Source organism: Microcoleus sp. Z1_A1, assembly GCF_036700305.1.
In the GTDB taxonomy this organism is placed as follows: Bacteria; Cyanobacteriota; Cyanobacteriia; order Cyanobacteriales; family Microcoleaceae; genus Microcoleus.
This window is the reverse complement of record NZ_JAUBOR010000081.1, coordinates 1-13199: the sequence shown is the minus strand read 5'-3', so window position 1 is coordinate 13199 and position 13199 is coordinate 1. Positions and strand designations below refer to the sequence as shown.

Annotated in this window: 11 protein-coding genes; 6 read left to right on the top strand and 5 right to left on the bottom strand. The window is 43.5% G+C overall.

The features are described 5' to 3' along the window. The 3 genes from QT973_RS26325 to QT973_RS26315 form a co-directional block, all read left to right on the top strand. A partial coding sequence (locus tag QT973_RS26325) for a PAS domain S-box protein (RefSeq protein ID WP_333392526.1) occupies window positions 1-2496 on the top strand: 2496 nt, incomplete at its 5' end. Then, window positions 2493-3869, top strand: coding sequence for a response regulator (locus QT973_RS26320; protein ID WP_333338648.1), 1377 nt, complete (start codon window positions 2493-2495; stop codon window positions 3867-3869). The genes QT973_RS26325 and QT973_RS26320, both read left to right, overlap by 4 nt. 285 nt (window positions 3870-4154) lie before the next feature. Next, the gene (locus QT973_RS26315; protein WP_333263190.1) at window positions 4155-5168 is read left to right on the top strand and encodes a poly(ethylene terephthalate) hydrolase family protein; all 1014 of its coding nucleotides are present in this window, start codon (window positions 4155-4157) and stop codon (window positions 5166-5168) included. 45 nt (window positions 5169-5213) lie between these two features. Here QT973_RS26315 and QT973_RS26310 read toward each other — a convergent pair whose 3' ends face one another. From QT973_RS26310 to QT973_RS26300, 3 genes are all read right to left on the bottom strand, one after another. Continuing rightward, window positions 5214-5369 (bottom strand): helix-turn-helix domain-containing protein, encoded by a 156-nt coding sequence (locus QT973_RS26310; protein ID WP_333053959.1) that lies wholly within the window; start codon window positions 5367-5369, stop codon window positions 5214-5216. A 226-nt stretch (window positions 5370-5595) separates the two neighbouring features. Further along, window positions 5596-7674, bottom strand: coding sequence for a SpoIIE family protein phosphatase (locus QT973_RS26305; RefSeq protein ID WP_333053798.1), 2079 nt, complete (start codon window positions 7672-7674; stop codon window positions 5596-5598). A gap of 9 nt (window positions 7675-7683) precedes the next feature. Continuing rightward, window positions 7684-8661: an ABC transporter substrate-binding protein gene (locus QT973_RS26300; RefSeq protein WP_333053799.1), complete on the bottom strand. Its 978-nt coding sequence runs from the start codon at window positions 8659-8661 to the stop codon at window positions 7684-7686. A 660-nt stretch (window positions 8662-9321) separates the two neighbouring features. Here QT973_RS26300 and QT973_RS26295 point away from each other — a divergent pair. From QT973_RS26295 to QT973_RS26285, 3 genes are all read left to right on the top strand, one after another. Next, the gene (locus tag QT973_RS26295) at window positions 9322-10893 is read left to right on the top strand and encodes an NAD(P)H-quinone oxidoreductase subunit N (RefSeq protein ID WP_333053961.1); all 1572 of its coding nucleotides are present in this window, start codon (window positions 9322-9324) and stop codon (window positions 10891-10893) included. Between the two features lie 143 nt (window positions 10894-11036). Then, window positions 11037-11636: a Uma2 family endonuclease gene (locus QT973_RS26290; protein ID WP_333053801.1), complete on the top strand. Its 600-nt coding sequence runs from the start codon at window positions 11037-11039 to the stop codon at window positions 11634-11636. Between the two features lie 105 nt (window positions 11637-11741). Then, window positions 11742-12158: a GNAT family N-acetyltransferase gene (locus QT973_RS26285; protein ID WP_333053802.1), complete on the top strand. Its 417-nt coding sequence runs from the start codon at window positions 11742-11744 to the stop codon at window positions 12156-12158. A 2-nt stretch (window positions 12159-12160) separates the two neighbouring features. Here QT973_RS26285 and QT973_RS26280 read toward each other — a convergent pair whose 3' ends face one another. Beyond that, window positions 12161-12520, bottom strand: coding sequence for a Spx/MgsR family RNA polymerase-binding regulatory protein (locus QT973_RS26280; RefSeq protein ID WP_333053803.1), 360 nt, complete (start codon window positions 12518-12520; stop codon window positions 12161-12163). Window positions 12521-12549: 29 nt separating this feature from the next. Beyond that, window positions 12550-12993: a DUF4332 domain-containing protein gene (locus QT973_RS26275; protein WP_333053804.1), complete on the bottom strand. Its 444-nt coding sequence runs from the start codon at window positions 12991-12993 to the stop codon at window positions 12550-12552. Window positions 12994-13199: the final 206 nt, after the last annotated feature.

Genomic DNA, 13199 nt, shown 5'->3' with positions numbered 1-13199 from the left:
ACTCAACCGAAGTCTATTCTTTGCACTCCTCTGCTGCACCAAGGTAAGTTGACTGGCCTTCTTTATTTGGAAAATAATCTGACTGAAGGGGCTTTTACTACGGATCGGCTTGAGTTGTTAAAACTTTTATCTTCCCAAATTGCTATTTCCATTGAGAATGCTCAGCTTTACGATCGATTAGGGGAATACTCGCGAACGCTGGAACGTAAGGTTATAGAAAGAACGCAAGAATTGCAACAGGAAATCGCTGTTAGGATGCAGACAGAAAGAGCCTTGGGCAAGTCTGAGGAAAAGTTTTCTAAAGCCTTTCGTTCCAGTCCTAACCCGATCGCGATCGCCCGATTTGCAGATGGACGCTACATCGAAGTGAACGACAGTTTCCTCCGCACTTTTAGCTACTCTCGCGAACAGGTAATTGGTTTTACAGCAATTGATTTGAATTTTTGGGGTAATTTAGAAGAATGTGACAGATACAGACAGCTCTTGCAAGAATCAGGAGTGGTTCGCAATCAGGAATTCGATTGTCGTACTTCATCAGGCGAGGTGAGAAAGATGCTGGTATCAGCAGATATTATTGAGCTGGGTGGAGAAGCGTGTATTCTGTTAGTCACTAACGACATTACCGAGCGTCAAAGGGTAGAAGAAGCGCTCAAAGAAAGCGAGGCTAAATACCGTGACTTAGTTGAAACATCGCAGGATATGATTTGGTCACTTGATATCGAAGGGCGTTATACCTTCGTCAACGCTGCTGTAAAACATATATTTGGCTACTTGCCTAAAGAAATGATAGGGCGAAAATTTAGTGATTTTCAGCTACCTGAACAACTTCCAAAAGATAAAAAGATATTCCAACGTATGCTGAATGGAGAGTCTGTATTTCAGTATGAAACTATACAATTAGCTAAAGATAGTAGACCTATCAATCTCCGGTTTAATTCACTTGTATTGCGGGATTCCGAGGGAAAAATTCTCGGAATAACTGGCACAGCTAGCGATATTACGGAAAGTAAAAAAGCAGAGGCAGCCTTACAAAAATCCAAAGAAGTTGCAGATGCGGCTAACAAGGCTAAAAGCGAATTTTTATCAAAAATGAGTCACGAATTGCGAACTCCCCTCAATGCAATTCTCGGCTTTACCCAAGTGCTGGCGCGCGACTCATCCCTTTCTCAGATACAGCAGGGACAGATAGGCATCATTAGTCGTTCTGGCGAGCATTTGCTGACGCTGATTAATGACGTGCTGGAAATGTCTAAAATAGAGGCAGGTCGGATTACCTTAAATCCTACTAGCTTTGACCTGTATCATTTGCTCCATTCTCTCGAAGAAATGCTCAAAATTAAAGCGGATTCTAAAGATTTACAGCTCAGTTGGCACATCGATTCTAACATTCCTCAGTATGTAAAAACTGACGAAAGTAAATTGCGTCAAGTATTGATTAATCTGCTAGGAAATGCGATAAAGTTTACGAGCAAGGGAAGTGTGACGCTTAGGGTAGCAGCAATTAGTGCGAAACAAAAGTCCCCAACAGACAACGAACCACGGACTATTACGTTTGAAGTGGAAGACACTGGTTACGGCATTGCTCCTACTGAGCTAGATTCTTTATTTAAGGCTTTTGTGCAAACTGACGCAGGTCGGAAATCTCAAGAAGGAACAGGCTTGGGTTTACCAATCAGCCGACAATTCGTACAACTGATGGGAGGAGACATTACCGTCAGCAGTACCTTGCATCGAGGAACAATTTTTAGTTTTGATATCCAAATTAGTTCCCCAGAGATGGCTGAAGTTCAACCTCGACAATCAAGAAGGCGGGTAATTGGTTTACAACCCAACCAACCCTCATATCGCATCTTGGTGGTTGATGATAAATGGGAGAGCCGTTTGCTATTGGTTGATCTTCTCGAACCGCTTGGCTTGGAGGTGCGCGAAGCAGTAAATGGTCAAGAAGCTATTAGAATCTGGGAGACTTGGAAACCTCACCTAATTTGGATGGATATGCAAATGCCTGTGATAGACGGGTATGAGGCTACCAGACAAATTAAAGCCAAGATTCAAGATGAGGCTACCCCAATTGTTGCGTTGACCGCTAGCGCTTTTGAGGAAGAGCGAGCCATTGTTTTATCATCAGGCTGTGACGATTTTGTGAGCAAGCCTTTTCAAGAAGAAGTGATTTTTGCCAAAATGGCTGAACATTTAGGGGTACAGTATATTTATGAAGATTTACCGAACGTTACATTATCTCACGTTGAGGGTCAAGACTTGAGTGTAAAAGAAGGGAAAAAAACTGAAAAATTAAGGACAACTTTGGCGACAATGCCTACGGATTGGGTGAGACAGTTACATCATGGAGCTATCGATGCTGATGCCGGCCTGATTTTAAGTTTAGTCTCCACAATCCCTGAATCCGATAGTTTTTCTGCAGAGATTATCACCGATTGGATTCATAATTTTCGATTTGATAAAATTACTGACTTAACCGAACAAATAATCCCATGAACAGCCAGCAATTAGCATCTCATGTTGCCAATCTTTTAGTGGTTGACGATACTCCCGACAACCTGCGTCTTTTATCGACTATGTTGAGCGACAAAGGATATAAAGTTCGGGGCGTAATCAACGGGGAAATGGCATTAAAAGCAGCGCGTTCTACCCCGCCAGATTTGATTTTATTGGACATCACGATGCCCCAGATGAACGGCTATGAAGTTTGCCAACATTTAAAAGCGGATGGCAGAACTTCGGGTATTCCAGTTATTTTCTTGAGCGCCCTAGATCGAGTCTTGGATAAAGTCAAAGCATTTGCTGTGGGAGGAGTAGACTACATCACCAAGCCATTTCATTTAGAAGAAGTTTTAGCTCGTGTCGAAAATCAACTAACTATTCAGCGTTTGCAAAAAAAAATGCACGAGCAAAATGCGCGATTGCAGGAGTCTGAGGCTAAAGAGCGGAATAAATCCCAACAACTAGAGCTGGCTCTACAACAGTTACAAAATGCACAAGCTCAGCTCATCCAAAGCGAGAAAATGTCAAGTTTAGGGAATGTCGTAGCGGGGGTAGCTCACGAAATTAACAATCCGATTAGTTTCATTAAAGGGAACCTCTCGCCCGTAAGGGAGTACACTGAAGATTTGCTGAGGCTGGTGCAACTTTACACAGAAGATTTCCCCAATCCCACAGCAGCTATCCAGGAACAACTGGAGGCAATCGATTTCGCTTTTCTCAGGAATGACTTGCCGAAGCTAATTGCTTCTATGAGCATAGGAGCTGATCGAATTGGAGAAATAGTGCAATCGCTGCGGAATTTTTCCCGACTCGATGAAGCTGAGTTAAAAGCGGTGGATATCCATGAAGGAATTGAGAGTACGCTGATGATTTTGCAGCATCGGCTGAAAGATGAAGCACAGCAAACGATAATTAAAGTGGTAAAAGAGTATGATAATCTGCCAAAGATAGAATGCTACGCGGGGCAAATGAATCAGGTTTTTATGAATGTTCTGACTAATGCGATTGAAGCGTTGCAATCCCCAAAACGTTGGGCAAATGATGTAGATGATAGCAGCTCGATCCCTACTATTACTATTTGCACGAAGTTACTCTCCGACTTTCAAGTGGGTATTTATATTACTGATAATGGCCTCGGCATAACCGAAGAGATTCAACAACGCATATTTGAGCCATTTTTTACAACGAAGACAGTGGGAACAGGGAAGGGTTTGGGGTTATCGATTAGCTATACTATTGTAGTGGACGACCACGGGGGACAACTGAGTTGTTTTTCGATACCGGATCAAGGGGCGACATTGGCAATCGAAATTCCGATTTACCACTCTAGAAAAGGTTTTTATAAAGAGGATTTGGTCGGGCTATAAGCCACACTAAACTTCAAGTATTCAAAAATGGTGTAAGATCGGGAATCGTGTTTATTTAGGAGTCATATCATGTTCGATCGATTAACCATACTATCCCGGTCGGGGCGGGTTTTTGAGATTGTCAATTATTGGCAGGTATTGTGGGTGAACCCGCCCCTACACAAATTGCGATCGAGGGGACATGATATCATTTGATTGGCAATTTTTACACAAATTTCCCTTAATGGCAAGTCGCCAACTTGCTTTTTTTTAGTAGCTGATGCACGCACTCTCAAACCCAAAATAATGATGAATTTAAACCATGATTTTTTTTCAGTAAAAACTCTAGCAATTATTTGTGTAATTGCTGCGTTTGTTGTCATTGGTGGCAAAGTTTTTGCGACAATAATCGATGATAGACCGCCATTTAAAGAGACTAGCTTTTACAGTACGACTATATCGGGTAATAACGATTTAGTTGATATTTATTATCCTAAACCATCCGATCTTAATTCTGGTAATTACTCTTTTCCCATTGTGCTTTTATTGCAAGGTGCGCTTGTAGATAAATCATTTTATTCAGATTACGCTAGCCATGTGGCACGGTACGGCTTTGTGGTGGTTGTTCCGAACCATTTGCGGCCTTCGCCCTTCAATCCCACTTCACCGCCTAATTTGGCGTCGGAAACTTCCCAAATTGGGGCGGTTTTGTCTCAAATGGCGATCGAAAATACAAAGCCCACATCTCCGATCGCGTCTGTTATCGATACGCAGCGCCTTGGTTTATTGGGTCATTCTTTTGGTGGTGCAGTGGGGTTATCGGTGATTGCTAACAAATGTCTCCCAGAATTGTATTTGTGTCAAGAGCCATTTACGCGCCCGAAAGAACTATTAGCTGCTGCATTTTTTGGAGCTAACTTGCGGAATCCTATTGCTAATGAATTTGTACCCATCGCTAATGATGGCATTGCAGTGGCGTTGATTCAAGGATCTATCGATGGTGTCGCCCTGCCCGATCGAGCTCACAGCACTTTTGACCAAATTCAAACACCACCCAAAGCTTTGATTACTGTTATGGGTGCAAATCACTTCGGCATTACCGATGTTAATAACCCCGCTGGTGCGATGCCCGATCGCAATACTGCTACCTTAGAGCGAGCCGTGGGTATTGAAACGATCGCCCGTTGGAGCGCGCTATTTTTGCGGGCACATATGCTTAAAGATCGATCGGCATTTGATTATATTTACTCTCAAGGTGACGCCCTCGATCCGAATGTCCGTGTTACCACCGTTGCAGTTCCCAAACCATCTTCTAAGTAGCTACCTAAAAAACGTAAGATAGATTAAGGCTAATACATAGTGTGCCTAACTTTTTATTATTTGGGATCGCCGATCTGACAGACCGCGAGCACTATATTGTTTTAAGCATCTATGTACAGTAATTCTATGTACACCTAAACGTTCAGCTACATCTGTAAGGCTTTTAATCGCTCCAGTCTTTAACCAATAAAGTGCCTGAATTTTTTATTTATTAGGTAGAGTTCCCTGCTCTGACTAAATTATTTTTAACTCGTATGCTATTAAATCCATTCTTTCTTAGTAGTTTACTTTCATAAATTATTCCTCAAACTAGGTTCTTCATTTTAGGATTTTATTGGGTATAGCAAAACCATTTGATTTGTAAACAATTGATTCAATCATCACAAGCGTTTCAGGTTGTTCTACATTCACGACTCAAATAGACGTGCTATATAATATTATTATTAACTAAATTTCCATTTTCAGTAACCTCAGCCTGCCGCTTAAAGACTAGCAACGTAATATCATCAAACACTTTCTGCTTACCAATATGTTGCCGCACATCTACAATCACCGCATCCTTAACTCCTGCTGCAGACTTGTGCCAATTTTGACTAATTACTTGACACAATTGCTTTAGTCCATACTGCTTTTTGCGGATGTTATAGGCTTCTGGAATCCCATCAGTATAAAGCACCACGCCATCTCCAGGTTCTAGCTCAATCAGGACGTGACTGATGAAGTCTGCGATATCATCATCTAAAGCGATCGGGAAGCCTAACTCCATCGTGTCGATGCGCTCAACATCTCCATTTTTTCGCACCACTAGCGTTTCTTCATGCTGACCGCTGATGCTGATCCGTCCTTCGGAGTAGTTCAAAATCGCCAGCGTCAGACTTTTCTCAGAATTCATGCGCTGCACGTTTTTGTAGAGGGTACGGTTGAGTACATCCAGGAATCGAACTGGATCTAGTCCACGAATCTCTTGCAGGGTGCGAACTGAGGTTTGCGCCATCAGCATTAGAATGCCGCTTTCCAGGCCATGTCCGGTGACATCACCGATCGCCAGTGTGACAACACCATCGATCTGTAGCACGTCGTAGTAGTCCCCTCCTACTTCATCGGCGGGTTCCATGTATCCGGCGATATCTAGTCCCTCAATTTCCAGTTCATGAGGGTTAGGCAAAATCATTTGCTGGATCTGACGCGCCACATTCACTTCTGCACCTAAACGGAGGTTGTCTACTTTGAGTTTTTCGTTGAGGGTCATGATTTCCTGATTAGCATTAGCGAGTTCTGATGTTCGTTCTTTAACTTTGTCTTCGAGGGTTTCAAATGATTCTTGAATTTGCCTCGCCATGCTGTTGAAGGATCGTGCTAGCAGACCAATTTCGTCTCGCGATCCCATCTTCACACGCATATCTAAGTGACCCGCCGTAAACTGGGCAACCGCTTGGGTGAGGTAAATCAGAGGCTTGGTTAATAGTTGTGCGATCGCCAAAGCGATGATAGTTACAATTGTGGCGATGATTGCTAATAAAAGAAGTGCATCCTGTATTTGTTTTTCTACAGGTGCTAGGGCAACGGCAATGGGTTGTGCGAAAAGAACTGACCAAGGTTGATATTGCAGGCGGGCGATCGCTAAGAGGCTTAACTCATTATTACCCGTAGCTGTCAATCGTGTGATTAGATAAGGCTGTTTAGTGTCTAAAGCCTGCTTGATGTCGGGCAAATTGATTGCAAGTTCTTCCGTTATATTTTTAGGCAAACGCCCTTCGCGTTGCAGTTTCACTACAACATTGGGTGACAAAGGTACAATTGATTTGAAAAGGAGTTCCGGTGTAGTGCTATGTGCCAGATGGATATAGTTCTCATCTAAAAGAACGGCTAACGATTTCGCACCTGCACGTTCAGTTTTCCGACTCACCAACTGCTGGACAGATGTGGCATTGTATGTCACCCGCAATACACCCAATATATTTCCCTTCGCATCGCGAACAGGACTGCTAAAGAAGAGCGTAACGAGGTTGGGAATTGTCGGCGATTGCCTAATGCTAGAAACAAAAGATAGTTGAGTTTTGAGCGGTTCTTGGAAGTAATCTTGACCGGATTCATCTCGTCCCACATCCAGTGTATTCGTATCGAGTACATTCCGTCCCTTTAAGTTGAGCAAGGCATAGGAGATAATATTAAGCGTATCTTTGCGACTGAGCCTGGTTAAGGTTTCAGTCGCTAACATCTCTTGGGGACTACCATTTCGCCGTTCTGGAGGTATGCCCAGATAGGCAGCCAAACCTGGTAAAATCGCTTCTACGCGCACGGCATTGAGATTCCCATCGATAAACCCATCTATTCTGTAAGCGGTTTCGTTAGCCGCCGCAGATAGCGCTTGTCGTGCGTTGTCGGTCAATGCCTTTTCAGTTGTCTGCTTGTTGACAAATGCTAGCAACAGCAACGGAATCAGAGCAACGACGAGAAACGACACGATTAACTTTGTACGAATGCTGTTGAAAAACAATCGCTTCATGGTTTGAGACTAGGAGGGGGGGGTTAAGAAAGAAGAATTGAACAAGGTTTCTAGATTGGGAAGGCGCGTCACATTGCCAGCGCGAATAAAAAAGTCCGTATATTTTTTGGCAGTTTTGTAGATATAATTATGACTGTTTGATTGAAATAAATTTTGATTGTCTGCAAAGTCAGTAAAGTCTATTCCGTCGAAAGAAATGGTATTGATGGGCATATTCAATGCTTTGCTGACGATCTCCTTTCCTTCGGTAATATTTGCTTCCCAATATGACAAGCCTTGAAGCCAGCCTCGCACAAAGGCGCGAATATCTTCGGGGCGATCGCGTATCACCTCACCCCGAAACGCGATTAAATCCAAAATTAAGCCTGGGGTTTGTTTGCTTGTAAACAGGATATGCGCCCCTAATTTTAATGCTTCAGAAAGATAGGGTTCCCAAGTGTGTCCTGCTTGGATAGCATTGTTTTGTAAGCGATTGGGAACTTCAAAAGTCTCGACTTTAACCAGTCTAACATCATCGCTTGTCAGCTTAGAGGTTTTCAACATCTCAGTAACGAAAACCTCGCTAAAGTCGCCTAGAGTTGCACCAAGCTTTTTTCCTTTCAAGTTAGGGATTGTTTTAATATCCGATTGCGCGACTACCACATCTGCCCCTGTCGATTCATCCACAACCATCACAGCTTGCATATCAGGATATGTGGCACTCAAAATCACAAAATCGCCCAAGGTCAATGCGATCGCATCATACTTCCCTGCACTGAAATCCGCGAAAAGCAATTGTGAGTGCTTTATATAGCTGAGTTCCACGTCTACCCCTTGCGCTTTGAAGAATCCTTTCTCTTGAGCAATGATCAGAGGTGTATAGCCAACAAAAGGAACACAAGATACTTTTAGGGCAGGAGGTTTTACTTTTAGAGGTGCCGAAGACTGACAAGCAAACAGCAGCCAGCAGGTAATAAATATACAGATGTAATTGAGTAATTTAGACATACTAGCTAGAGGATTCTTGGTGTAAAAAAGCCGACTCATATTTTCTTGATCCCGATCGACCTAAGTGCATCTTCCGCAATAGCCACTAAACTTGTTCCGGCGGCGATATCTAGAACAAGCTTGCCCGATCGCACTTTGACCAATTCTACTAACCGAGTTGCAGCTTGTTTGTGAAATTCATTTTCCTAGTCGGGGCGGTTGTTGAAGTCATTGATAATCTGCGGTTTGTAGGCACTTAGCGAGTCAGTCAATCGATTTTCGATTTTCGATTTTCGATTTTAGAATTGAAGCATTGACTTGTGCGAGATAAATTCGGGGGATCCTTTATCGGATACAGGTTTTTTATTTCTGGACGGATGAATCACGTGGCGGGTATCCTCGATGCTTTCAGTCATGGCGAATTATTGGTTTAACTTTCTACATTGTGGCAGTTATGGTCGATCGCGACTCTAGTCGCAGGTGACATCACTCAGCAATCTCTACAATGCCCGCCCATGTATGCAAAACCGCTACCGAGTATCAACTCTCCGGCAACAAACACCCGCCCAATTGGGATCGCGAAGCTGTAATCCGCTACAATCTGTGTTTGGTAAAGAATTTTTACAAGTTCACAGCCCATTACAGCCTTTGCGGCTTGTACTACCCAACCTGCCTGAAAATATGGATTTTGCTACTCTTGCTGCCCAGCTAAATGCTGGAACTATCTTGCCAGAGGGAATTGTCATCATCACCCTCTTGGTGGTTCTCGTCGGCGATTTAATCGTAGGCCGCAGTTCATCTGGTTGGACTCCCTACGTTGCCGTTGCGGGTTTGCTAGCCGCCGTCGCTGCCTTGTGTTTGCAGTGGGATAACGTTGATACCATCTCGTTTCTAGGCGGTTTTAACAGCGATGCCTTGAGTTTAGTGTTTCGCGGAATTATCGCTTTGACTGCGGCTGTCACTATTTTGATATCCGTCCGCTATGTACTGCAAACTGGTACTGCTTTAGCGGAATTCATCGGCATTTTACTCACCGCTACTTTGGGGGGAATGTTCCTCAGCGGCGCTGATGAATTGGTGATGATTTTTATTTCGTTGGAAACTCTGAGTATCTCGTCTTATTTGCTGACGGGTTACACAAAACGCGACCCGCGTTCCAATGAAGCTGCTTTGAAATATTTGTTAATTGGGGCTTCTTCTTCGGCGGTGTTTCTCTACGGGATTTCGCTGCTGTACGGATTGTCGGGGGGCGAAACTCAGTTAAGTGCGATCGCTGCTAACCTTTCTACTGTGAACGAAGGTCAATCTCTCGGTTTGGTGATTGCTTTAGTTTTTGCGATCGCCGGCATCGCCTTCAAAATCTCTGCGGTTCCCTTCCACCAATGGACTCCAGACGTTTACGAAGGTTCTCCTACACCCGTTGTTGCCTTTCTTTCTGTCGGTTCCAAAGCAGCCGGTTTTGCCCTAGCAATCCGCTTGTTAACAACTGCTTTCCCCGCACTTATCGAACAGTGGCACTTCGTGTTCACGGCCTTAGCCATTCTCAGCATGGTGTTAGGAAATGTGGTTGCCCTCGCCCAGACTAGCATGAAGCGGCTTTTGGCTTATTCGTCGATCGCCCAAGCCGGTTTTGTGATGCTGGGTTTGATTGCAGGAACAGAAGCCGGTTACTCCAGCATGATATTTTATCTGTTGGTTTACCTGTTTATGAACTTGGGCGCTTTCGCTTGCATAATCCTGTTCTCGCTGCGGACTGGAACCGACCAAATTAGCGAATACTCCGGTTTGTACCAAAAAGACCCGCTGTTAACTTTAGCCTTAAGTATTTGCCTGCTTTCTCTCGGTGGAATTCCGCCCCTGGCTGGATTTTTCGGCAAAATCTATCTGTTCTGGGCCGGCTGGCAAGCAGGACTTTACGGCTTAGTTATTCTGGGATTAATTACCAGCGTAGTTTCGATTTACTATTACATCCGCGTTGTCAAGATGATGGTAGTAAAAGAACCTCAAGAAATGTCAGACGCGGTGAAAAATTATCCCGAAGTTCGCTGGAACCTTCAGGGAATGCGGCCTTTGCAAGTCAGCGTTGTACTCACTTTGGTGGCGACAACATTGGCGGGAATTTTGTCGAATCCTTTGTTTAATTTGGCCAATGATGCTATTACCAAAACTCCCATGTTGCAGTCGGCTTTGAGTCAGGTGCAACCTGTTGTGGGTGCGAAAATTGACTCTAATTTGGTGTCTAGCCGGGATTAATTTTTCCTGTTTTTGAAATAGTGGAAAACGCCTGACTCTTTGCAGTTGGGCGTTTCTTTTTTGTTGTGATATACTGTTAATTATGATTTTTAACCGCAGATGTAGGCAGATTAACGCAGATAAAAGTTAGTACAGAGGCAACAATGTTAGTACAAAGTAAGGCAAAGTTTTATACTCCAGATGAGTACCGGGAGTTAGAGGAAACTGCTGAGTTTAGAAATGAATACCGCGATGGAGAAATTGTACAAATGAGTGGTGGTAGTATTAATCACAGCCGGATTATCCGAAATTTGAGTAGAGTCTTGGGAAATTTGCTTGAGGGGCAGCCCTATGAGCTTTTTCACAACGATTTGCGGTTGTGGATTCCTCGGTATCGACGGGGAACTTACCCGGATGTGATGGTGATTGAAGGGGAGCCAGTTTTTACCGAGGGACGCAGTGATGAGATCCTCAATCCGATGCTCATCGTGGAAGTGCTTTCTAAGTCTACCAAGGATTTCGATCGAGAGGATAAGTTTCGGTTTTATCGATCTATCCCTGAATTCTGTGAATATGTGTTAGTCAATCAATCTGAGTTTTTAGTCGCACAATATATTAAAACCGAACCAAATGAATGGTTATTTCGGGAATATGAGGGAGAGACAGCAACAGTTTCTTTTGCTTCCTTGGGAGTGCAAATGTCGATGAGCGAGATTTATGCAAAAGTGGTATTTGAAAGCCCGGAAACGGAAGTGCAGCAGTAAACTTCATGCTATGGGGTGAAGCAATGTCTAGCTTGGTAACAGTAAAACAATAATAACTTGGTGGGTGGTGAGGACTTTAGTCTTCTAATTTTTATGAGGGAAGATATGGATAACTACCGAATTGTCGAAACTTTGACCGAAAGCCAGGTTTCCGACTTGATGGATTTGTACAAAAACGAGTTTTGGAGCGACAAGCGGACGCGGGAGGATGTTGTGAAAATGCTGGAGGCAACTGATGTTACCATTGGTTTTGTCGATGAGACCGATCGACTAATTGGCATTACCCGCGTCATTACCGATTTTGTCTACAGAGCCATGATTTTTGATGTCATCATCAAGCCGACACACAGAAAGATGGGACTGGGTGCGAAGTTAATGGATGCAGTTTTAACTCATCCCAAATTGCAAGCTGTCGAGCATTTTTATCTTAATTGTTTGCCGAACATGATGCCGTTTTACGAGCGTTGGGGTTTCTCGGATGATGTGGGCGAACTTAAGTTTTTGCGGCGAACAACTGGCTGAACTTAGCCCCTTGAAAGCTCCAATTTTTCTCGAATTACGTCTTCTTTGAAACCTACTAAAACAGCCGTTCCATCTTTAACGAAAAGAGGACGTTTCAGCAGCATCGCATCCTTAGCAAAAGCATCTACCCACTGTTCGCTAGTCCAATTTTTCTTGTCATCGCCCAAAGCGCGGTAAGATTGACCGGAAGTATTTCGCATGGGTTCAAAACCTAAAGCAGCTACCCAGCTTTGGATTGTTTCGCGAGTCGGCGGCTGTTCTTTTGTGTTAATGAACTCGTAATTAACATCGCTATCTTTGAGCCACTGGAAAGCTTTTTTGCAGGTTCCGCAGTTGGGGATTCCGTAAACTTGAATTGACATAATAATGACTACTAACTAATGACTAATGACTAATGACTACTGACTAATCTAGCTTGTTGAACCCATTTTTGCACGCGATCGACTGAAGGAGTCAAGTCATTGCGCTGCATTGTCGCTACGTGCAGCCTTAAAACTTGTTGGTGCAATCTCTCCACGGGCATTTGAGCCAATTGAGCCGGAGAAGCAACGCCGGCGTGCAGTAACAGCCCGCAATACTGACACCCTACACTTGGAATTCCAGCCAAATTTGCCATCGCTACCCATTTATTAACATATTGAATGTTAATCTGTAATTGATTGGCTAGCAACACTTTCGCCGCTTGCGTTTTCGTCAGGCGAATTAGTTGTCCGGTTGTGGTGATACTGCACTCTTCCAGTTGAGATTGGTTTTCCTTGCTCAATCCCGGTAAATGTGCGATCGGCCAGTCGCGTACTTGCACAGAAGTTTGAGGAGCTTTATGAGAAATTTTCATGTTTTTTCAGTGAATTTTACTTATACTTTAAAGTCTAAATTATAAAACAGTCAATAGAGGATATCGCTCACGTCACCCTATCAACAAAAACCAGACCAAGGAATTTGACTCATTGCGGGTGTTGTGATAATTAGACCTCTTGCAAAATAATTTTATGATATAATGAAAAGTTTTGCTGAAAGTTGATTGAATCCCAACTCTTAACT

What these genes read in the sequence shown, in the direction of transcription:
- QT973_RS26320 (WP_333338648.1), top strand. Translation starts at nt 2,493, where the DNA reads ATGAACAGCCAGCAATTAGCATCTCATGTTGCCAATCTTTTAGTGGTT.
- QT973_RS26295 (WP_333053961.1), top strand. Translation starts at nt 9,322, where the DNA reads ATGGATTTTGCTACTCTTGCTGCCCAGCTAAATGCTGGAACTATCTTG.
- QT973_RS26300 (WP_333053799.1), bottom strand. Translation starts at nt 8,661, where the DNA reads ATGTCTAAATTACTCAATTACATCTGTATATTTATTACCTGCTGGCTG.
- QT973_RS26275 (WP_333053804.1), bottom strand. Translation starts at nt 12,993, where the DNA reads ATGAAAATTTCTCATAAAGCTCCTCAAACTTCTGTGCAAGTACGCGAC.
- QT973_RS26280 (WP_333053803.1), bottom strand. Translation starts at nt 12,520, where the DNA reads ATGTCAATTCAAGTTTACGGAATCCCCAACTGCGGAACCTGCAAAAAA.
- QT973_RS26285 (WP_333053802.1), top strand. Translation starts at nt 11,742, where the DNA reads ATGGATAACTACCGAATTGTCGAAACTTTGACCGAAAGCCAGGTTTCC.
- QT973_RS26305 (WP_333053798.1), bottom strand. Translation starts at nt 7,674, where the DNA reads ATGAAGCGATTGTTTTTCAACAGCATTCGTACAAAGTTAATCGTGTCG.
- QT973_RS26315 (WP_333263190.1), top strand. Translation starts at nt 4,155, where the DNA reads ATGATGAATTTAAACCATGATTTTTTTTCAGTAAAAACTCTAGCAATT.
- QT973_RS26290 (WP_333053801.1), top strand. Translation starts at nt 11,037, where the DNA reads ATGTTAGTACAAAGTAAGGCAAAGTTTTATACTCCAGATGAGTACCGG.